19 protein-coding genes are annotated in these 20,239 nt (G+C 63.2%); 16 read left to right on the top strand and 3 right to left on the bottom strand.

From position 1 onward, the window contains the following. Positions 1-60: 60 nt before the first annotated feature. Positions 61-432, bottom strand: coding sequence for a hypothetical protein (locus E8L22_RS04610; RefSeq protein WP_136524057.1), 372 nt, complete (start codon positions 430-432; stop codon positions 61-63). Positions 433-632: 200 nt separating this feature from the next. Between E8L22_RS04610 and E8L22_RS04615 the strand changes: the two genes are divergently transcribed. The 16 genes from E8L22_RS04615 (at position 633) to E8L22_RS04690 (ending at position 17,965) form a co-directional block, all read left to right on the top strand. After that, a complete protein-coding gene (locus E8L22_RS04615; RefSeq protein ID WP_136524058.1) occupies positions 633-1,169 on the top strand; it encodes an acyloxyacyl hydrolase in 537 nt (178 codons plus the stop codon). Positions 1,170-1,318: 149 nt separating this feature from the next. Beyond that, positions 1,319-1,726 carry a GreA/GreB family elongation factor gene (locus tag E8L22_RS04620; RefSeq protein WP_136524059.1) on the top strand — a complete coding sequence of 136 codons (408 nt, stop codon included), beginning with the start codon at positions 1,319-1,321 and terminating at the stop codon, positions 1,724-1,726. 170 nt (positions 1,727-1,896) lie between these two features. Then, on the top strand, positions 1,897-3,174 hold the full coding sequence (locus E8L22_RS04625) for a GspE/PulE/PilB domain-containing protein (RefSeq protein ID WP_198420134.1): 1,278 nt from the start codon (positions 1,897-1,899) through the stop codon (positions 3,172-3,174). A 108-nt stretch (positions 3,175-3,282) separates the two neighbouring features. Next, a complete protein-coding gene (locus E8L22_RS04630) occupies positions 3,283-3,687 on the top strand; it encodes an NADH-quinone oxidoreductase subunit A (RefSeq protein ID WP_136524061.1) in 405 nt (134 codons plus the stop codon). After that, positions 3,684-6,068: an NADH-quinone oxidoreductase subunit B/C/D gene (locus E8L22_RS04635; RefSeq protein ID WP_136524062.1), complete on the top strand. Its 2,385-nt coding sequence runs from the start codon at positions 3,684-3,686 to the stop codon at positions 6,066-6,068. The genes E8L22_RS04630 and E8L22_RS04635 overlap by 4 nt, the downstream gene beginning before the upstream one ends. A gap of 21 nt (positions 6,069-6,089) precedes the next feature. Further along, complete coding sequence (gene nuoE / locus E8L22_RS04640) at positions 6,090-6,563, top strand: NADH-quinone oxidoreductase subunit NuoE (RefSeq protein WP_136515342.1); 474 nt, start codon at positions 6,090-6,092, stop codon at positions 6,561-6,563. Then, on the top strand, positions 6,560-7,819 hold the full coding sequence (locus E8L22_RS04645; protein ID WP_136524063.1) for a complex I 51 kDa subunit family protein: 1,260 nt from the start codon (positions 6,560-6,562) through the stop codon (positions 7,817-7,819). Before nuoE ends, E8L22_RS04645 begins: the two co-directional genes overlap by 4 nt. A gap of 264 nt (positions 7,820-8,083) precedes the next feature. Beyond that, positions 8,084-10,039: a 2Fe-2S iron-sulfur cluster-binding protein gene (locus E8L22_RS04650; RefSeq protein ID WP_136524064.1), complete on the top strand. Its 1,956-nt coding sequence runs from the start codon at positions 8,084-8,086 to the stop codon at positions 10,037-10,039. Further along, positions 10,036-11,025, top strand: coding sequence for an NADH-quinone oxidoreductase subunit NuoH (gene nuoH / locus E8L22_RS04655; RefSeq protein ID WP_136524065.1), 990 nt, complete (start codon positions 10,036-10,038; stop codon positions 11,023-11,025). The genes E8L22_RS04650 and nuoH overlap by 4 nt, the downstream gene beginning before the upstream one ends. A 44-nt stretch (positions 11,026-11,069) precedes the next feature. After that, positions 11,070-11,519, top strand: coding sequence for an ankyrin repeat domain-containing protein (locus tag E8L22_RS04660; RefSeq protein WP_136524066.1), 450 nt, complete (start codon positions 11,070-11,072; stop codon positions 11,517-11,519). 129 nt (positions 11,520-11,648) lie between these two features. After that, complete coding sequence (gene nuoI, locus E8L22_RS04665) at positions 11,649-12,179, top strand: NADH-quinone oxidoreductase subunit NuoI (RefSeq protein ID WP_129125202.1); 531 nt, start codon at positions 11,649-11,651, stop codon at positions 12,177-12,179. A 148-nt stretch (positions 12,180-12,327) separates the two neighbouring features. Continuing rightward, positions 12,328-12,813 (top strand): NADH-quinone oxidoreductase subunit J family protein, encoded by a 486-nt coding sequence (locus E8L22_RS04670; protein ID WP_136524067.1) that lies wholly within the window; start codon positions 12,328-12,330, stop codon positions 12,811-12,813. Further along, positions 12,810-13,118 carry an NADH-quinone oxidoreductase subunit NuoK gene (gene nuoK / locus E8L22_RS04675; protein WP_135868854.1) on the top strand — a complete coding sequence of 103 codons (309 nt, stop codon included), beginning with the start codon at positions 12,810-12,812 and terminating at the stop codon, positions 13,116-13,118. Before E8L22_RS04670 ends, nuoK begins: the two co-directional genes overlap by 4 nt. 5 nt (positions 13,119-13,123) lie before the next feature. After that, positions 13,124-14,998: an NADH-quinone oxidoreductase subunit L gene (gene nuoL / locus E8L22_RS04680; protein WP_136524820.1), complete on the top strand. Its 1,875-nt coding sequence runs from the start codon at positions 13,124-13,126 to the stop codon at positions 14,996-14,998. Positions 14,999-15,032: 34 nt separating this feature from the next. Beyond that, positions 15,033-16,517, top strand: coding sequence for a complex I subunit 4 family protein (locus tag E8L22_RS04685; RefSeq protein ID WP_136524068.1), 1,485 nt, complete (start codon positions 15,033-15,035; stop codon positions 16,515-16,517). A gap of 53 nt (positions 16,518-16,570) precedes the next feature. Next, on the top strand, positions 16,571-17,965 hold the full coding sequence (locus E8L22_RS04690; RefSeq protein WP_136524069.1) for an NADH-quinone oxidoreductase subunit N: 1,395 nt from the start codon (positions 16,571-16,573) through the stop codon (positions 17,963-17,965). Positions 17,966-18,053: 88 nt separating this feature from the next. Here the strand turns inward: E8L22_RS04690 and E8L22_RS04695 are convergent, their stop codons facing one another. Then, positions 18,054-18,989 carry an HD-GYP domain-containing protein gene (locus tag E8L22_RS04695; RefSeq protein ID WP_136524070.1) on the bottom strand — a complete coding sequence of 312 codons (936 nt, stop codon included), beginning with the start codon at positions 18,987-18,989 and terminating at the stop codon, positions 18,054-18,056. 207 nt (positions 18,990-19,196) lie between these two features. Beyond that, entirely contained in the window at positions 19,197-20,213 is a 1,017-nt protein-coding gene (gene obgE, locus E8L22_RS04700; protein WP_136524071.1) for a GTPase ObgE, read from the bottom strand. Positions 20,214-20,239 lie beyond the last annotated feature (26 nt).

The following is a 20,239-nucleotide window of genomic DNA, read 5'->3' on the forward strand; positions in this document are numbered from 1 at the left end:
GGAAGTCTTCGCCCCTCATCGTCAGCAGAAGCGGAGGCGCGCGGACGCGGAGCCTGCCTGTCAGTCCACGTAGTTGTAGTTGGTTTCCGAATCCAGGATCTTCACCAGTGACTCTGCCGTGTACGGGAACTCTGTCTGTGCCTCCTCAACCTTTCTGTCAGGCGGCGGCGTCCAGTGCAACACCCACTCTCCGTCACGCTGTTCCCTCGTCACCCGCCCGCGGCATCTTGCTTCAAGAGTGCGCCACATCTCATCCTCGTTGATCAACTCGAATCCGCCGATGTTTTCGCTCTCTTTCAGGTTCTGCAGGAATCGGTCAAGCAGGTCGAAATCGATGAAATCCTCCTCATTGCGCCACCACTTGATGAATACCATGTCGGGGTGAGCGTTCTTCGCATCTCTGATCTCTTTTACCAGCTGGTATCCTTTCATGGCCACCTCCTCCCGGCTGTCATTAACAGCCTCCTCCTGCCTGTTTACCGCCTATTAAATAGTACCCCCAGCGATATTTTTCCGCAACTAAAGGGCTTTTGGACGACACGCATCCGTGCCCTCGTGAAACCTGCTTGAATTTCTGCAAATAGTGGATACACCTTATGAGGTTAACATGCCCTAACCGCGGGGGATACATCATGAAAAGCACATTCCTTCTGCTAATCGCAGCACTCGCTCTGCTCCCCATGACGGAAAGATCCGCCGCAGCCGGCAGCTGGGGCCCGCTGGGTATCAGGGGCGGGGTATCTGCAGACGGCAAGGATAACAGCGCCTATCTCATCGAAGCATTCGGTACTTACCAACTCCCCTGGGGCCTGCGCAATAAGGCAGGTTGGGGCGTATGGACCGAGGCTGCCATCACGGCAGGGACTTTGAGTACAGAAGAAGACAACGGGTTCATCGGCACCCTCGGGCCCGCCTTCAGGTTCGGCAATCCGGACTTCCCCGTCGAGCTCGACCTTGGTGTCAGCATCGCCATCATTTCCCGCGACCGCTTCGGATTGAAGGACTACAACGGCATCCAGCAGTTCGTCTCGCACGCCGAGCTGATCTACCATTTCACCCCCGGCTTCGGTCTCTCCTACCGTTTCCAGCACATGTCCAACGCCGGTTTCAACGGCGGTCCGAACCCGGGCATCAACATGCATCTGATCGGGGTCGACTGGTATCCCTAGACAGATTCCTCCGCGCGTTATAGTATCTGTCGCCGTCACCCGACAGGTGACCTAAACATCTTTCAGGAAGGTTTCCCATTGTAGCGAACAAAAAGAAGCAACTGCACCGTCTCATCATCGACCGTCTCACCCATGACCTGGACACCCTGATGAAGGCCGCGAAGGCGGCCCATGAAGCGGCCATCCACGAAGAAAACATCCCCGACAACAAGTACGACACCCTGAGCCTTGAGGCCTCTTACGTGGCGCAAGGGCAGGCAAACCGAGCCCAGGAGATAAAGCTCGCCCTGCAGGCCTATCGCGGCCTGTCGCTGCAGCCCTTCGACGCCTCGGCCGAGATCCGCCTCACCGCGCTGGTCACCCTGGAAGGGGACGACGAAGTGCTCAAAACGGTCTTCATCGGCCCGCAGGAAGGTGGCCTCAAACTGCTGCTGAACGGCGAGGAAGTCCTTGTCATCACACCGAGTTCCCCGATGGGGCGAGAGCTGATCGGCAAATCCCTAGGCGACACTGTGGAAATAGGCAGCGCCTCGTACGAGATAGTCGACCTCTGTTAGTGACAACGCCCCCCTTTGCTATTGACATCTACGTGAAGCGGCTCTAAATTGGCGCCTGACCGGCACGGGATGCCGCCCCGAAACGGCAGTTCCGAAGCCCCTGGACGTGGTGCGGCATGACCGGTCTTGCGATGCGATTTCATGTGATGGCGGAGGACGGTTTGGAGAAGATGAGATTGGGCGAAATGCTGGTCCAGGCGGGGAAGATCACGCCGTTCCAGTTGGAGGAAACCCTCAAGGGACAGGCCATTTTCGGCGGCCGTTTCGGCACCAACCTCGTAGAGATGGGGTACCTCGACGAGCGCGACCTGGCTGAGTTTCTGAGCCAGAAAACGGGAGTTCCCCACGCAGCCCCGGAACAGTTGCTCGACATCCCCGACGACGTAATCAAGCTCATCTCCTACGACCACGTGAAGAAATACCGCGTGATCCCCATCGAACTGAACAAGCGCAAGCTCACCCTGGCGATGGTCGACCCTACAGACTTCCACGCCATAGACGAGATTTCTTTCGCCACCGGCCTCATCATCATGCCGGTGATTGCCCCGGAACTGCGCATCGTAACGGCGATGGAGAAGTACTACCGCATCAAGCGCGAGGTGCGCTACATAAGCGTGGAAGGGGGGAACCGAAGCAGGAACCGGCACCATGCCGCGCATCCGTCCGCTCATCAAGCCGCTCCCCCGGCAAGCCGTGTGGCCGCCGCCACCCCGCCTCCCGCGCCCCCGAAACCACCACTCGGGCTATTGCCGGCCCACGAAGAGGAGGATGTCTTCGACCTCCCGGTAATCGAGGACCTGAGCTGCCTGGAGCTCCTGGAACAGACAGAGGAGCCACCCGCCGCTTTGGCGCCGGAAAGCGCAGCCGCTCACACACCTGCCGCGGAGCCGGCCGCACCGCAAACCGCACCCGAGCCGCCCGCCGCCGAGATCTACGAGGAGATTGAAGACCCGGAGCAGGATTACTCCCTGGAGAGCGTGCTTGCGGGTCTTGCCGAGCCGGATGACCGGGACTGGATCGCGGAACTGGTCACCGGACACCTCGGCTCCCAGTTCCGCCGGGTCGCCTTTTTCCTTTTGCGCGGCGGCCGTGCTTCCGGCTGGGTGGCGCGGGTCGACAACAGGCCGGTGCCTGAGTTCGAAGAACTGGAACTCTCGCTGGCCGAGCCGTCGGTGCTGAACCTGGTGGACCATAGCAAGAACTACTTTCTTGGCCCGATGCCCGCTACGGCCGGCAACCAGGCCATCATGGAGGCGCTGGGTGGGGGGACTCCCTTCAACAACCTCCTGGTCCCGCTCGTGATGATGGGACGCGTCGTCGCCGTCCTCTATGTCGGCGGCGGGAGTACCCCTCTCGAGGAAAAACTCCTCGAAATCCAGAAGCTCATCGGCAAGGCCGCCATGGCCTTTGAGATACTCATTCTGAAGAGCAAGATCATGATGACCTGACCCTCTAATGAAAGACTAAATTAACCGCGGGACAAATTGACTTTCAGCCGCCCTACGCTAGATTATACGGGTACCAAAATCCCCTGATACTCTCATTGAAAGGCCGGTATGCCATTAACCGCTCAGCAGGTAGAGTTCATTCCCCTAGCCATCTACACCGCGTTCGCGGTGGGGCTCATCGCCCTACTTTTAGCCGCGGCGTATTTCCTCGGCTCCGGCAAGGACTCAGCTGACAAGCACATCCCGTACGAATCGGGCGTCGTCCCCACCGGGGCAGCCCGCCACGCCTCACGCGTTCCCTTCTACCTCATCGCCATCTTTTTCATCGTCTTCGACGTCGAGGGTGCCTTCATCCTGACCTGGGCCACCGCCTGGGACCTTCTTGGCATCCCCGGCCTCGTCCACATCACCGCGTTCATCGTCATCCTAATGCTGGGGCTCGTCTGGCTCTGGATCAAGGGTGGCCTCGAGTGGGGACCGTCCGCAGCCCGAGAGCGAGGTAGACAGCATTGAGCGAGAGAGACGACGAAAAAATACCGGAAAACGTCCTCCTCACCAACCTGGACGACCTGATCAACTGGGGGAGGGCTAACTCGCTGTGGCCCATGTTCTTCGGGCTTTCCTGTTGTTTCGTGGAGATGATGGCCTCCTTCACCTCGCGCTACGACGTCTCGCGCTTCGGCGCCGAGGTACTGCGCGGCACGCCGCGCGAGGCGGACCTCATGGTGATCGCGGGGACCGTCTTCAAGAAGATGGCGCCCAGTATCCTCAGGCTTTACGACCAGATGGCGGAGCCCAAGTGGGTCATCTCCATGGGGAGCTGCGCCAACTCAGGCGGGATGTACGACGTCTACAGCGTCGTGCAGGGGGTGAACCAGATCCTCCCCGTCGACCTCTACATCCCCGGCTGTCCGCCGCGTCCCGAATCCTTCCTTGAAGGGCTCATGCTGCTGCAGCAAAAGATCAGGACCGAGGAGCGCCCGACCCGCCCCGTGCTCCGCATGCAGGGGGGTACCCAGGGGACGGTGGCCCCGATCCTCGTCGACGGCGTCACAAAGTCGCGCGACACCCGCGGCCCCGGTATGGAGGGGATCGCCATCCGCGGCAGCGCCATGCAGCACCCGTACTTCGCGGCGCCCCGCTCCGACGAGCTCTGGCGCCCGAAACAGCCGCGCCTCCCCTACCCCGATTTCGGCCTCGAAGGCGAACTGCAATCAGCTTTCGGCGGCGAGGTGGCCGTCGATCCGGCCGCCTGCGACATGCTCACCCTGCGTGCCCCGGCCCGGCTGGTGCCGGAGCTGCTCGCGCACCTGAAGAAGCGCAGTTCCTCCCCCTTCCGCCGCCTGGAGGACATCGCCTGCGTGGACGAGTCGTGCCGGCGCGACCGGGACCGCTTCCGCGACTTCACCGTGAACTACCACCTCACCTGCTTCGACACCCCGGGGAGAATTCGGGTCAAGACCGAGCTCGACGGGGCGTACCCCGAGATGCCGAGCGTCACCTCGGTCTTCCCGGCAGCCGACTGGTACGAGCGCGAGGCGTACGACATGTTCGGCATCCGCTTCGCCGGACACAAAAACCTCACCCGCATCCTGATGCCGCCGGACTGGGAGGGGCACCCGCTCAGGAAGGAGCACCCGTCCCGCGCAACCGAGATGCCCCCCTACACCGCCGACGAGGCGCGCCGGCGCAAGGCGCTTCCCGCCAGCGACTTCTTCGACCGCGTCGACGATGAGACCCTCATCCTGAACCTCGGCCCCCAGCACCCCGGGACCCACGGCGTAGTCCGTTTCGTGTTGAAGCTCTCCGGCGAGGAGATCGTCGACATGGACAGCGAGATCGGGTACCACCACCGCGGCGCCGAGAAGATCGGCGAGCGTCAGAACTGGCACCAGTTCATGCCGTACACGGACCGGGTCGACTACCTGGCCGGGGTGCAGAACAACCTCGCCTACCTGAACTCGGTCGAGAAGCTCTGCGGCATCGAGATCCCCGAGCGCGCCACCTACATCCGCGTCATGCTCTGCGAGCTGTTCAGGATCGCGAACCACTTGGTATGGCTCGGAACCTTCGCCGCGGACATCGGCGCCATGACCCCGGTCTTCTACACCTTCACGGACCGCGAGAAGATCTTCGACATAGTCGAGCTGATCACCGGCGGCCGCATGCATCCGGCCTGGTTCAGGATCGGCGGCGTCGCCGACGACCTCCCGCCGGGGTGGCAGGAGAAGGTGCGCGCCTTCCTGGAGTGGTTCCCGCCGCGGCTGGCCGAGTACGAGAAGCTTCTGACCGGCAACCCGATCTTCACCGCTCGCCTGAAGGAGGTCTCCGCAATCACGGTGGACCAAGCGATGGAATGGGGCCTCAGCGGACCGATGCTGCGCGCCTGCGGCTTCGACTGGGACCTCAGGAAGAAGATGCCCTACGGCGGCTACGACCGCTTCAAGTTCGACGTCGCCATCGCGCAAGGCGGGGACTGCTACGCGCGCTACCTCGTACGCATGGAGGAGATGCGGCAGTCCTTCGCCATCGTGAAGCAGGCCGCAGAGGGGATGCCGGACGGCCGCTGGATCTCGCAGGACTACCGCTACACGCTCCCGCAAAAACGGGACGCGCTGAACGACATCGAGTCGCTGATCCACCACTTCGTGAACGCGACGCGCGGCATGTCACCCCCCAAGGGGGAGTGCTACGCCCCGATCGAGGCGCCCAAGGGGGAGTGCGGCTACTTCGCGGTCTCGGACGGCCTGCACACCGCCTACCGCATGCGGATCAGGACGCCGACCTTCCCGCACATCCAGTCGCTCCCCGTTTTGAGCCGCGGCTGGCTCGTGTCGGACTTTCTCGCCATCCTTGGTTCCATCGATTTCGTGCTGGCGGACCTGGACCGGTAACAACAAGGAGCAGAATTCGGGATGATACCGGAGAGTTTGAAAAAAACGCTGGAGGCGCGCGTCGCCTCCGCCATCACCGCGCGGGAGGCCGCGGTGGACGTGATGAAGGAGCTGCAGGCCCATTACGGCTGGCTGACCGACGAGGCGGTCGGGGAGGCGGCAAGCCTGCTCGGGCTCTCGCCGCTGCAGGTCGAGGAGCTTGCCACCTTCTACGAGATGATCTACCGCCGCCCGGTGGGGAAGAAGGTGATCCACGTCTGCGATTCCATCTCCTGCTGGTGCGTTGACTGCGAAGGCATCATCGAGCACCTGAAGAAGAAACTCGGCGTCGGCCTCGGCGAGACCACCGCGGACGGCATGTTCACCCTCCTCCCTTGCTGCTGCATGGGGATGTGCGGCGACGGTCCGGCCATGTCGGTGGGCGACGTCCCGTACGGGAAGCTGACCCCCGAGCTGGTGGACGAAATCCTTGAGATGGAGCGGCAAAAAGCATGACACTCCCTCTTTTCCGACATAACCGCGCAAACCGCGTGGTTACCTTCGACGAGTACCGCGAGGAGGGGGGCTTCGAGGGACTCAGGAAGGCCTTTACGGGGATGAGCCCTGCCGAGGTGCAGCAGACCGTGATCGATTCGGGGCTGCGCGGCCGCGGCGGCGCCGGGTTCCCGACCGGACGCAAGTGGTCCTTCGTGCCTCGCGACCTCCCGGGTCCGCGCTGGCTCATCTGCAACTGTGACGAGATGGAGCCCGGCACCTACAAGGACCGGGTGCTCCTCGAGCATAACCCCTACTCCCTGATCGAGGGGATGACCCTCGCCTGCTACGCGCTCGGCGTCCGGCACGCCTTCATCTTCATTCGCAAGGGGTACGAGAAGGCCGCGGCGAACCTCGCGCGCGGCATCGAAGAGGCGAAAAAGGCGGGACTCCTGGGTGAGAAGATCCTCGGGACGGAGCATTCCATCGAACTGGACCTGCACCTCTCCGCCGGCCGCTACATCTGCGGCGAGGAAACCGCCCTCATCAACGCCCTGGAGGGGAAGCGGCCGAACCCGCGACAAAAGCCCCCGTTCCCAGCCGTTAAAGGGCTCTGGCAGGGGCCGACGGTGGTGAACAACGTGGAGACGCTGGCCAACATCCCGGCCATCGTCGCCAATGGCGCGGCCTGGTTCAAGGGGCTCGCGCTGAACCCGGAAGGGGCTGGGAGCAAGCTCTTTTGCGTGAGCGGCTCGGTCGAAAACCGCGCCTGCGTTGAGCTCCCGATCGGGAGCACCCTTGAGGCGGTACTCGATGCCTGTGGCGGCATGCGCGAAGGGAGGAAGTTCAAGGCCTGCATCCCGGGTGGCGCTTCGACGCAGTTCCTGAAACCGGAGCACATGAAGCTCCCGATGGACTACGATACCGTGGCCAAGGCCGGCTCCCGGCTCGGCTCCGGCGGCGTGATCGTCTTCGACGAAAGCCACTGTCTCGTCGAGGCGACCCTGAACCTGATCACCTTCTTCGCCCGGGAATCATGCGGCTGGTGCACCCCGTGCCGCGAGGGGCTTCCTTTCGTAAGGGAGATCCTCACCAGGATCGAGAACGGCCGCGGCGAGGAGGACGACATCGCCATCCTGCGCGAGCACGTGAAGTACCTGAATTACAGTTTCTGCGCCCTCGCACCGGGCGCCATGGCCCCCCTTGAAGGGCTATTGCGCGACTTCGAGGACGAGGTGCGGGAGCATATCGTGAAGAAGAAGTGCCCGCTGAAGTAGCGGTAAAAAGAAGCTAGCGCCCTATCCCGCAAACTGCGGGCGGCAGATGGCTGATGCTGGGCGGCGGCCCGGAGCTGCGAAGAGCAAATCCCCCCCCGTCCCCCTTTCGCAAAGGGGGGAGCGCGAGGTCAGGTACGGCACTTCGGGGCACACAAAGCCCCTCCCTCTGAACACCCCGACCCTCTCCCCCCGGGAGAGGGTCGGGGTGAGGGCGCCGCGGGATAAGAGAGAAGGGACTGAAGCATATAAGGACGAAAGAGGAAGATGCCCAAACTGATCATCGATGACATACCGGTAGAGGTCGCGCCGGGAACGAGCGTGCTGGAGGCGGCGCGAAGCGTCGGCATCACCATCCCGCACTTCTGCTACCATCCTGCGCTCGCCATAGCCGCGGCCTGCCGCCTCTGCGCCGTGAAACTCCTGGACGGCCCGGTGAAGGGTATCCAGATGTCGTGCTCCCTCCCGGCACAAGACGGCATGGTGGTATCCACCACCGATCCCGAAGCGCTCAGGATGCGCCAGTTGGTGATCGAGTGGCTCATGATGAACCACCCGCACGACTGCCCGGTCTGCGACGAGGGGGGCGAGTGCCTCCTGCAGGACTTCACCATCGCCGGGGGGCACAGCCGGCGCCGCTACCAGGGGAAGAAGAGGACCTTCCAGAACCAGTACCTGGGCGAGACGATCCACCACGAGATGAACCGCTGCATCGAATGCTATCGCTGCGTCAGGTTCTACCAGGATTACGCCGGCGGCACCGACTTCGGCGTGACCGGGAGCGCCGGCCGTGTCTACTTCGGCAGGTTCCAGGAGGGAGCGCTCGAGTCTCCATTCTCAGGCAACCTGGTCGACATCTGCCCGACCGGGGTCTTCACCGACAAGACCGGCCGCTTCCGGGCCCGCTACTGGGATTACGAGTTCGCCCCCTCGGTATGCCAGCACTGTTCGGTCGGCTGCAACACCGCGCCGCAGAGCTTCCAGAGGGAGACCATCAAGATCGTGGGACGCCGCAACGACCAGGTGAACGGCTGGTTCATCTGCGACCGCGCCCGCTTTGACAAGGGTTACCTGAACGACCCGCAGCGCCCGCGCGAAGCGCGCCTGGACGGCGCCACCTGCGGCTACGACGTCGCCATCGACGCGGCCGCCAAGGAGATCGACAAGTTCGTCGCCCAAAACGGTGCCGAAAGCCTCGCCTTCGTCGGCTCCTCAAGACTCTCCCTGGAGGGGATGACCCTGCTGGCACAGCTCGCCCGCACCGTCGACGGCTCCAGGCTCTGCTATTTCGGCAACGAAGAAGAGCTTGCCGGCAGCGTGGCGGCGGCGAGACTCCTGCATGAGAAGAACAGCGCCTATCTGGGTGACATCGAAAAGGCGGAGTGCATCGCGCTCTATGCCCTTGATCTCATGGAAGAAGGCCCCATGCTGGCCCTGGCGGTGCGCAAGGCGTTTCTCGCCGGTGCGCAGATCTACCTGGTGGACGGCGATCCGATTCCGGCAAGGCAAAAGCTCCCCTTCACCTTCACCGCGGTAGCCACCCTGGACGAGGTCCCCTTCGAGGGGGGCGGCAGGGGGGTGGTCATCGCAGGCGCCGGGAAGAAGGATGCGGATCTCCTGGACCAGCTTGCCTCCGGGGGAGCCAAACTCGTGATGCTGCAGCCGGGCCCCAACGCCATGGCGGGAGGGCTCCTCACCCTGGAATTCGGGGGACAGGCCTTTTCGGAGCTGGCTTCGGCCGGGAAGATAAAGGGTGTGGTCTGCTTCGAAGCCGACCTTCCCGATGGACTCATCGCCGACATCGAGATCCTGGCCTGCGCCGACTGGCGTACGAGCGCTGCTGCCGCGAAGGCGCCGGTCTTTCTCCCCACCACCACCTGGGTAGAGTCCGACGGCACAGCCATCAACTACGAGGGGCGCGCGCAGCGCTTTCAGCGAACCCGGGTGCCGGGACTTCCCTTGAGGGGGCTCGATCCGAAGTACTACGGCTCCACCGCGGACGCGGTCGCCGAGCACCCGCCGCGACTGCACCGCAGAGAAGTTCCCGGCGGCGCGGAGCGGGACGCCTGGCGCGTCATGGCGCAGCTCATCGAGAGACTGGGGGGTCGAACCATCGAGGAGCCCCTCACCGGTAGATGGAGCAAGCTGAAGGACCTCGATCCGGAAGGTGAAGGGGTCCGCGTCTTCAACCTGTTGCAGGGCGATCCAAGGACCGAGTCATGACTTGGGATACCGTCGACATAGCGCTGATGCTCGGGAAGATAGTCTTCGTCTTCGCCGTCATACTCACCTACGCAGCCTATCTGGTGCTGGCGGAGCGGCGCATCCTCGGCTTTCTCCAGGACCGCATCGGCCCGAACCGCGTCGGCCCCTGGGGCCTTTTACAGCCGCTGGCCGACGTCATTAAGATGCTTACCAAGGAGGACATGATCCCGAGCGCTGCGGACCGCCTCCTCTTCTCGTTAGCACCAGCCATGGCGGCGCTGCCGGCCATCCTCACCTTCGCCATCATCCCCCTGGGGGCGCCGGTGGAGATCTTCGGGCACAAGGTGACCATGCAGGTCGTCGACCTGAACGTGGGGGTGCTCTACTTCATGGCGCTCTCCTCGGTTGCGGTCTACGGCGTCGCCCTCGGCGGCTGGGCCTCCAACTCGAAGTACGCGCTCTTAGGGAGCATCCGCGGCCTGTCCCAGCTCATCTCCTACGAGCTCTCCATGGGGCTCTCACTGGTTCCCGTGGTCATGCTGGCCAAGTCGCTGAGCCTCGCCGACATCGTTAACGCCCAGGCGGATATGCCGTTCATCGTGTACCAGCCGCTCGCCTTTGCGATCTTCCTGGTCAGCATCCTGGCCGAGTGCCGCCGCATCCCCTTCGACCTCCCCGAGGCGGAAGGGGAGCTCGTCGCCGGCTTCCACACCGAGTACTCCGGGATGCGCTTCGGGCTCTTCTTCGTCGGGGAGTACATCAACATCATCTCTCTGGGCTCGCTCGCCTCGCTCTTCTTCCTGGGCGGATGGCGCGGCCCGCTACTGCCGCCGATCCTCTGGTTCTTCATCAAGGTCGGATTGTTCTCGTTCCTGTTCATCTGGGTCAGGGGAACCCTGCCCCGCCTTCGCTACGACCAGCTCATGCATCTGGGCTGGAAGTTCCTGACACCGCTAGCTCTTCTCAATATTCTAGTCACCGGATGGTGGCTGGCTTTACGATAGGGGGCGTTGTACTGGGCAATGCATTCAACAAAGGAGGAACTGCGATGACGACAACCGTGGAAGTCGAGTTGGGGGCAGGGTTTACAGCACAGGTGGATGCGGTGGACAAAAACGGCCACACCGCACTCATGGACGCAGCAAAGGCCGGCAACCTGACGGAGGTGAGCGAACTTTTGGAGCGCGGCGCCAGCATCACCGCCAGAAGCGACAAGGGAAAGACCCCTCTGCATTTCGCAGCAGCGCACGGCAAGGCGGACGTGGTACGCCTGCTGCTGCAAAAGGGTGCCGAGGTCGATGCCCGCGACCGTGACGGCCACACGCCTCTCATGCTGGCAGCCAACTACGGCTGCACCCAGACCAGTCAACTGCTGGTCGACAACGGCGCCGACCCCATGGCGCTGTCATACTCCGGAACCACCGCCCTGGCCTACGCAGAGAACAACCGTCACAAACAGACCCTCGACGTCTTGCTGAAGGCACTACGGCCCAACTAACACCTCCTTCCGGCAGACAGCCCCGCGCTGTCTGCCGGGCCCCGGCCGCCTCTCCGGGCGCGGCAAATCCTGCCGAAGTTTGAGGCGACGGCAGGCAACTTACGGCAACAAGAACAACATCGGGAACAGATGTCCATACTGACCGACATAAAAGAGATCTTTACCGGCCTTTCCATCACCCTGCGCCACATCTTCAGGAAGCCGGTCACGGTGCAGTTCCCCGAGGAGCGTCGGCCCATGCCGGAGCGCTTCCGCGGCAGCATCGTCCTGACCCGCGACCCCGACGGCGCCGAGCGCTGCGTCGCCTGCTATCTGTGCTCCGGGGCCTGCCCCGTCGACTGCATATCGATGGCGGCGGCTGAAGGTGAGAACGGCCGGCGTTACGCCGCCTGGTTCCGCATCAACTTCTCGCGCTGCATCCTGTGCGGCCTCTGCGCCGAGGCGTGCCCGACACTCGCCATCCAGATGTCGCCCGAGATGTTCAACTGCAGGCGGCAGGTGATCGACATGGTGTACGAAAAGGAAGATCTGCTGATCGACGGGACCGGCAAGGATCCCGACTACAATTTCTACCGCCATGCCGGCATCGGTGTGGTGCAGCCGCGCGGTAGCGGTGACGGCGAGCAGGCCCCCTTCGACCCGAGGAGCCTCATGCCTTAGGGGATCAGAATGCTCCATCCGAGCACTGCTCTCCCTGGAGGGGGGAGGCTGGGAGGGGGGCGCAGCCGCAACAAAAAATCCCCCTCCCTGTTCCTCCCCCTCCGGGGGCGGGAACGCCAAGGGTGGGACTTGCATAATCTGGAGAGAGATGGAAGCGACTGTTTTCTACATACTGGCGGCGATACTGCTGATCGGGACGCTCTGTGCCATTACGGCGCGGCAGGCGGTACGGGCCATCGTCTACCTGGTGGTTTCGTTCTTCGCGCTGGCGTTGATGTTCTACCTCCTGGGGGCCCCGCTCATCGCGGCCTTCGAGGTCATCATCTACGCCGGCGCCATCATGGTGCTCTTCCTGTTCGTCATCATGATGCTTGAGCTGGAATCGCCCGAGAAGCTGCCCAAACCGCGCCTTTCCGACTGGTGGCCTGCCCTGGCCCTGGTGGTCGTGGTGGTGGGCGCACTGGCGGTGCTGCTGCTCAGCCACGTGCGGGCGGTCCCCCCCGGCTTCACCGATATCCCGGTGCGCCAGTTCGCCTACACGCTCTTCAAGCAGTACGGGGTCGCCGTGGAGATCGTTTCCATGCAGCTCCTCTTCGCCCTGGTGGGCGCGCTGTACCTCGGGAGGCACAAATGAGCGTACCGCTGTCGCACGTCCTGATCGTCGCCTCGCTCATGTTCGCCATGGGGCTTGCCTGCGTGGTCGCCTGGCGCGCCAACGTGATCATGATGCTCATCGGGATCGAGATCATGCTGAACGCCGTCATGCTCACCTTCGTCGGTGGCTCGGCGCACTGGGGCATCGCCGATGGACAGCTCTTTTCGCTGATGCTCATGGCGCTCACCTCGGCCGAGGTGTCGCTTGCGCTTGCGATGGTGGTCTACCTGCACCGGCGCAAGCAGACGGTCAACACGGACCGGTTTGATTCGATGAAGGGATAATGATGCTGGCAACCTACCTGACATTGATGCTCCTCCTACCGCTTCTGGGCGGGCTCACTTGCGCCATCGCCGGGAGGAAACTGCCGCGCGTGCTGGTGGAAAGCCTAGCCTGCGCCGCCGTCTTCGGGAGCTTCGCATGCGCCGCGCTGGCCGCCCTCTCCTACACGGCGCCGACGGTGGTCACGCTGGCGGAGTGGTTCGCCAGTTTCGAACTCGTCATTCCGATCTCGCTCTACCTCGATCCCCTTTCGCTTTCGCTTTCCGTTATGATCGGCTTCGTGTGCGGCCTGATCCACCTCTACTCGGTCTTCTACATGCGCGAGGACGAGGACTACGCGCGCTACTTCGCCCTGCTGAACATCTTCGTCTTCGCCATGCTGACCCTGGTCCTCGCCGAGAGCCTGCCGCTTCTCTACCTCGGCTGGGAGGGGGTCGGCTTCTGCTCGTACCTCCTGATCGGCTTCTGGTACCGGGACACGAACAACGCCGACGCCGGCAGAAAGGCGTTCATCACCACGAGGATCGGCGACACCGCCTTCATGATCGCGCTCGCCTGGCTCTTCCAGCTCTTCGGGACCCTCTCGGTGACCAAGCTGAACGGCATGGGCTTCCTGATGCCGGTCTCCGTGCTCACCGCCCTCGGCATCCTTTTCCTCATTGCCGCCATGGGCAAGTCCGCTCAGGTCCCGCTCATGGTCTGGCTTCCGGACGCGATGGCGGGCCCCACGCCGGTCTCCGCCATGATCCACGCGGCCACCATGGTCACCGCCGGGGTCTACCTCCTGGCGCGCATGTACCCACTGATTTCGGCCTCGCAGGCAGCGCTTGCCGCCATCGCCGTGACCGGCGCGGTGACCGCCTTCTACGGCGCCACCTGCGCCCTCGCGCAGCGCGACCTGAAACGTGTGCTCGCCTATTCGACCATCAGCCAGATCGGCTACATGATGCTTGGCGTCGGTGCCGAAGCGGTCACCGCTGCGACCTTCCACCTGCTGGTGCACGCCTTCTTCAAGGCGCTCCTCTTCCTCGGCGCGGGCTGCGTCATCGCGGCCATGCACCACGAACAGGACATCTTCAAGATGGGAGGGCTCAGGCGGACGCTGCCGCTCACCTTCTGGAGCTTCCTCGCCGGTGCCGCCTGCCTTGCCGGTCTGCCGCTCACCGGCGGCTTCTTCAGCAAGGACAGCATCCTCATGGCGGTCTGGCACAAGGGGGGGGCGCTTTACCAGTCCCTGTACCTTTTGGGACTCCTGACCGCCCTCGTCACCGCCTTCTACAGTTTCCGTCTCGTCTTCCTGGTCTTCGGGGGGGGCAACGGACACGTGCACCGCACTTCCGGCCTCGGCGTGATGCAGGCGGTGCTCATCCCGCTGGCCATACTCGGTCTCTTCGGCGGCGTGCTGGACCTGCCGGGATACATCGGCGAAGGGCTCCTCACCCGCCTCTTCGCCGCGATCCCAGGGGGCGGCGCCGTTGAGGCGACGCACGAGCAGGAGATCGTCATGCAGGCCGTGGCCGGGACACTCGCACTCGCGGGACTCGCGGCGGCGTGGCTGCGCTACGGCAAGGGACGCGCACACCGGATGCAGGAGGCGCAGTCGCCACCCTCCCCGCTCATCTCGTTCCTCGCCAACGGCTGGTATTTCGACGCGCTGTACAACGTCCTTTTCATCCGCCCCTACCGCGCTCTCGCCGGGGTCCTGTGGGAGCGCATGGACGAAGGGGTCATCGACGAGTCCCTGGACGGTCTGGGCAAGGGGCTCGGCTCGGTAGGACAGCGGCTCGGGCGCTGGAGCACTGGGCGCGTCGCCGTCTACCTGATCAGTTTCGCCGCCGGGGGAGCCCTTATCCTTTGCTACCTCGCGTGGCTCGTGCTGTAACGCAACCGGCGCAGACGCGCCAACGGGACCTCTGATGACATCTCTCATCCCGATACTTTCGCTGCTTATCTTCCTCCCGCTGGCGGGAGCGCTGCTCGTGTTCGCCCTTCGGCGAAGCGCGTCTGCCGCTCGCTGGCTCGCGCTCGTCTTCGGCGTGGCCGAGTTCGTCCTCGCCTGCGTCCCGCTCGCCATCGACCGCCAGGGGGGCGCGCAAGTCGGCGTACCTACCGGGTTCTTCCTGTATCAGGACCACGGCTGGATCGACCGTTTCGGCATCCGCTTCACCCTCGGGATGGACGGCATCAGCCTCGTCATGGTTATCCTCACCGCCTTCATCACCATCGTCGCCGTTATCGCCTCGTGGAAGGTGAAGGAGCGGCAGGGACTCTACCTGTCACTGCTCCTGGCCCTGCAGGGCGCGGTGCAGGGGCTTTTCCTGAGCCTCGACCTTTTCCTCTTCTACCTCTTCTGGGAAGCGATGCTGATCCCGATGCTTTTCCTGATCGGCGTCTGGGGAACCGGCAGGCCGGTGTACTCGACCATCAAGTTCTTCCTCTACACCTTCGTCGGCTCGCTCCTCATGCTGCTCGCCATCATCGCGCTCTACCTGATGCACGGCGCCCAGACCGGCAGCTACACCTTCGCGCTTCCCGCGCTCATGCACACCGCCGTCCCGTACCAACTTGGGCTTTGGCTTTTCGGCGCATTCCTGCTCTCGTTCGCCATCAAGTTCCCGCTTTTCCCGCTACACACCTGGCAGCCCGACGCTTATTGCGACGCCCCCGTCGCCGGTACGCTCATGCTCGCGAGCCTTCTTTCGAAGACCGCCGCCTACGGCCTCATCCGCATCGCCTACCCGCTCTTCCCCGAGGCCTCCCGCGCACTGACGCCGCTCGTCTACGTGGTCGCCGTGATCGGCATCTGCTACTTCGCCTGGGTCGCCTTCGCGCAGCGGGACATGAAGCGGATGCTCGCCTACTCGAGCGTGAGCCACATGGGATTCGTCGCGCTCGGTATCGCCGCGTGGAGCCCGGTCGCCGTCTCCGGAGCGCTCATGCAGATGGTGAACCACGCCATCACCACCGGGGCGCTCTTCGTCATGGTCGGCATGCTCGACGAGCGCGCGGAGAGCCGCGACCTTTCCGACTTCGGCGGCGTATGGGGCAAGGTCCCCGTGCTCGCCTTCTTCTTCCTGGTCTTCAACATGGCCTCCGCCGGGGTGCCGGGGTTGAACAACTTCGTGAGTGAGCTGATCGTCCTTGTGGGTGTTTTCAAGGTCGCCCCCGCCGCTGCACTGGGTGCGTTTCTGGGGAGCGTCCTGACGCTCATCTACACGGTGCGCCTGGTGCAGGAGGTGCTCTTCGGCAAGGAGAGCAAGCCGACGGTGCTCGCGGAGGTTTCGCTGAGGGAAGGAAGCGTGCTGGTGCTGCTCGCGGTGGTGGTCGTGTACCTTGGCGTGCACCCCGGGCCGGTGCTCGACCTGTTCAAGGCGCCTTTGGAGCTTCTGCTGAATAAGTAACCCCGGAACGCAGATGACCCAAACCTCTGTGGTTAGCTTTTGGAGCATTTAGAATGACCCTTACCGAACTTTACTGCCTCATGCCGATTGTGATCACGGGCTGCGCTGCGCTCTTCGTGCTGCTCTGCGGTCCGCTGCTCCTTTCCTCGAGCCTTACCGCCATTGGGGTCACCGCTTCCGCTGCCGCCGGCATCTGGGCTGCCTTTACGGCTCCCGCACCCATCCAGTGCATACCAGGGCTCGCCTTCACGCCGCTTGCCCAGCTGCTGATCCCCCTCTTCAGCTTCGCCGCCGCGCTTACCCTGCTCCTCTCCCACGGGTACAACGAACGCCGCATCCTCAAGGGTGAGGAATATCCCGCGACCGTCCTCTTCGCGCTTTTCGCCATGTGTGTGCTCCCCTGCGCCACCAACATGCTGATCCTCTTCCTTGCGCTGGAGTCGGTCTCCTTCGCCTTCTACATCCTCGTCAGCATGGATCTGAACCGCGCCGAGTCCGGGGAGGCGGGGCTCAAGTACCTCCTGATGGGAGCCGTGGCGGCCGCCTTCACCGCCTTCGGCTTCGCGCTCATCTTCACGGGTAGCGGCACCCTCGCGCTTTCCGCAGCGCTTACGCGCCCCGAAAACAGGGCCATCATCTCCGCAGGCTGGGGTGTCCTCATCCTCGGCATGGCCTTCAAGCTCTCGCTGGTCCCCGCCCATCTCTGGACGCCCGACGTCTACCAGGGCGCACCGTCGCCGGTCGCCGCCTTCCTCTCCACGAGCTCGAAGGTCGCCGCCGCGGCTCTGCTTCTCATCCTGCTCGGCCACTTCCCCCCGATGGCCGAGCTGCGCGTCCCGCTTGCCGCCCTCTCCGTTCTTTCCATGGTGCTCGGCAACCTCGCCGCCCTCAGGCAAACCAACATCAAGCGGATGCTCGCCTACTCCTCGGTCGCCCACATGGGATACCTTGCCCTCGCGCTACTGACCGGCTCCCGGGACGGCTATGCGGCGGTGCTTCTTTACGGAGCGATCTACACGGCCATGAACCTCGCCGCCTTCGGCGCCATCTCTTCGCTCTCCTTCGAAGAAGAGCGCGAGCAGATCACGGATTTCACCGGAATCGGCTTTACGGCCCCGGTCCGTGGCGGCGTACTTGCCCTCGCCATGATCTCGCTGGCCGGCATCCCCCCGACAGCCGGCTTCATCGGGAAGTTCTTCATCTTCTATTCAGCCCTCAAAGGGGGCATCGTCCCGCTCGCCGTCGTCGGCATCCTGAGCGCGGCAGCGTCCGCCTACTTCTATCTCAGGGTGGTGGCACAACTCTACATGCATCGTACCGAGTCCCCCGCTCCCAAGCCGGTCGGTTTCGCCGAGGGGCTCGCCCTTTGCGCCGCTTCAGCCGCCATCCTCATCATCGGCGTCTATCCCGGGCCGCTCCTGGAAATGGTGGAAACGGCCTTGCGCTAGGCTCTGCGCCTTCACCTGATGCACAAGTAAAAGCCCCACTGGTCCTATAACCGGCGGGGCTTTTTTGTTCAATATGGGGATGGCACTGTCAGTTGAGACTGTCCCGGAAGGAGTTCAGGTAGTGCAGGTCGAAGGAGCCGTCCATCTCGCCGTACATGATCTCCAGGGCGCTCTCCTTGGATAGCGCCTGGCGATAGGACCTCGTCGTGGTGAGGGCGCTGAAGACGTCGGCGATGGCCGTGATCTTTGAGCTGCGGGCGATGTCGTAGCTGGAAAGCCCGTCGGGATAACCGCTGCCGTTCTCCTTTTCGTGGTGGTGCTTGACGATCCCCAGGGCCACAGGGGTGAAGATATCAAGATCCTTCAAGGTGCTGAAACCGTAGACCGGGTGCTTCTTTACCTCTTGGAATTCGGTGGCGGTGAGCCTTCCCGGCTTGTCCAGCAACTCTTTCGGAACGTAGACTTTGCCGTAGTCGTGGAAGAGCGATCCCATCCCGACGTCCATGAGCTCGTCGCTGCTCAGCTCGAACATCCTGACATGCAGGGCTATCGAGTAGGTCGCCACCTGTACTGAGTGAACATAGGTATAGGTGTTGTGGTCGACCAGACTGCTGAGTGCAGGCATGACGCCGTCGGATTTCATCACGTCATCCAGTATGTGTTGAATAAGGTTTCGGCAACGCTCGACGTTCTGTTTTATAGCAATGGCCGGACTGTCGAAAATCTCTTGTACGTAGTTTACCGATGCCTGATACAGCATGGCCTGCTTGACCTCCGGCTCCAGGTTCTCGTCGTTCAGGGCCGCCGCGAGGTTGGCTTCGACGTACTGGTTGAAGATGGATATCTCCGCCGATTTCACGTAGAGGTGCGTCACGTTGTTATCCAGCAGCCGCTCCTTATCCCACTGCGTAAAGGAGAGATCCGGATTCTTGTAGAGCACGTGGTTCTCGCCGTGCTTTATGAACAGCGACACGCCCGGCAGAGTTTCGGGTACCAAGGATTCCAGCTGGATCATCCTGTACATGCCGACCTCCTGAAGAGTTCTGTCCGGCTCCCGCTCAGCACCTGTCACAGTCCGACCACTTGCAATTTATTAGAAATTACAAATATCGTAGTCTATCATGTCTTTTCGCAATTGCCGCCCGTAGTCCCATTCCGCACTGCGCCTCAAAAAGAAAAGGGGGAGAAGCTTGCGCCCCTCCCCCTTCAACACTCCACTATGTGCCAACCCTTACCAGGTCTCCTCCGGCTCGCCCCAAAGGTTGAAGGCGATGTCGTCCAGAAGTTCGGCGATCCCCTCGCCGGTCGCGGCCGAAATGGGGAAGACCCTGATGCCGCGCTCCTCGAAGTAAGGGAGCACCTTCTCCAGGTTCTCGCGGACGTGCGGCAGGTCGATCTTGTTGATCACCACGGTCTGCCGCTTTTCGGCGAGTTCCGGGTTGAAGAGTGCCAGCTCGCGGTTGATCGCCTCGTACTCGGCGATCGGATCGCGATCGGGCATCCAGGAGAGGTCGAGCAGGTGCAGCAACTGCCCGGTGCGCTCCAGGTGCTTGAGGAAGCGGTGCCCAAGGCCCGCCCCTTCGCTCGCCCCCTCGATGAGGCCCGGGATGTCGGCCATGACGAAGGTGCGGTAGTTCTTGTATTTCACCACGCCCAGGTTCGGCTTCAGCGTGGTGAAGTGGTACTCGGCGATCTTCGGGCGTGCCGCGGAGATCTTGCTGATGAGCGACGATTTCCCGACGCTCGGCATCCCAAGAAGGCCGACGTCCGCCATGAGCTTCAGCTCGAGCCTGATCCAGCGCTCCTCTCCCGGCTCGCCGGGCTGCGCGAACTTCGGGGCCTTGTGCGTCGCGGTTTTGAAGCGGGCGTTCCCCTGCCCGCCGCGTCCACCTTTGAGGAGCACGATGGAAGAATCAGACTCGGTCAGATCGGCTAGCGTTTCGCCGGTCTCCGCGTCCTTGATAACGGTGCCCCGCGGCACCAGGATCTCCTTGGCGTCGCCATTGGCGCCGTGCCGGTCGCTCCCCATGCCGTTCTTGCCGCGCCCGGCCTTCTGGTGCGGGTGCTGGCGCAGGTCGAGCAGCGTCGCCAGATGCGGCGATACCTTCACCACCACGTCGCCGCCCTTGCCGCCATCACCGCCGTCGGGACCGCCAAGCGGGATGAACTTTTCACGCCGGAAGGAGACGCACCCCGCGCCGCCGTCGCCGGACTTCACGTAAATCTTTACTTCATCAATGAAACTCATTAGGAATATTCCTGTGCAAACGGCAA

It is taken from the genome of Geomonas ferrireducens (assembly GCF_004917065.1).
Lineage (GTDB): Bacteria > Desulfobacterota > Desulfuromonadia > Geobacterales > Geobacteraceae > Geomonas > Geomonas ferrireducens.

Excerpts from the sequence above, each read along its gene's own strand:
- E8L22_RS04695 (WP_136524070.1), bottom strand. The coding sequence starts at position 18,989 with ATGTACAGGATGATCCAGCTGGAATCCTTGGTACCCGAAACTCTGCCG.
- E8L22_RS04650 (WP_136524064.1), top strand. The coding sequence starts at position 8,084 with ATGCCCAAACTGATCATCGATGACATACCGGTAGAGGTCGCGCCGGGA.
- nuoI (WP_129125202.1), top strand. The coding sequence starts at position 11,649 with ATGTCCATACTGACCGACATAAAAGAGATCTTTACCGGCCTTTCCATC.
- E8L22_RS04685 (WP_136524068.1), top strand. The coding sequence starts at position 15,033 with ATGACATCTCTCATCCCGATACTTTCGCTGCTTATCTTCCTCCCGCTG.
- E8L22_RS04690 (WP_136524069.1), top strand. The coding sequence starts at position 16,571 with ATGACCCTTACCGAACTTTACTGCCTCATGCCGATTGTGATCACGGGC.
- E8L22_RS04660 (WP_136524066.1), top strand. The coding sequence starts at position 11,070 with ATGACGACAACCGTGGAAGTCGAGTTGGGGGCAGGGTTTACAGCACAG.
- nuoH (WP_136524065.1), top strand. The coding sequence starts at position 10,036 with ATGACTTGGGATACCGTCGACATAGCGCTGATGCTCGGGAAGATAGTC.
- E8L22_RS04625 (WP_198420134.1), top strand. The coding sequence starts at position 1,897 with ATGAGATTGGGCGAAATGCTGGTCCAGGCGGGGAAGATCACGCCGTTC.
- nuoE (WP_136515342.1), top strand. The coding sequence starts at position 6,090 with ATGATACCGGAGAGTTTGAAAAAAACGCTGGAGGCGCGCGTCGCCTCC.
- E8L22_RS04630 (WP_136524061.1), top strand. The coding sequence starts at position 3,283 with ATGCCATTAACCGCTCAGCAGGTAGAGTTCATTCCCCTAGCCATCTAC.
- E8L22_RS04620 (WP_136524059.1), top strand. The coding sequence starts at position 1,319 with ATGAAGGCCGCGAAGGCGGCCCATGAAGCGGCCATCCACGAAGAAAAC.
- E8L22_RS04645 (WP_136524063.1), top strand. The coding sequence starts at position 6,560 with ATGACACTCCCTCTTTTCCGACATAACCGCGCAAACCGCGTGGTTACC.
- E8L22_RS04615 (WP_136524058.1), top strand. The coding sequence starts at position 633 with ATGAAAAGCACATTCCTTCTGCTAATCGCAGCACTCGCTCTGCTCCCC.
- nuoK (WP_135868854.1), top strand. The coding sequence starts at position 12,810 with ATGAGCGTACCGCTGTCGCACGTCCTGATCGTCGCCTCGCTCATGTTC.
- E8L22_RS04610 (WP_136524057.1), bottom strand. The coding sequence starts at position 432 with ATGAAAGGATACCAGCTGGTAAAAGAGATCAGAGATGCGAAGAACGCT.
- obgE (WP_136524071.1), bottom strand. The coding sequence starts at position 20,213 with ATGAGTTTCATTGATGAAGTAAAGATTTACGTGAAGTCCGGCGACGGC.
- E8L22_RS04670 (WP_136524067.1), top strand. The coding sequence starts at position 12,328 with ATGGAAGCGACTGTTTTCTACATACTGGCGGCGATACTGCTGATCGGG.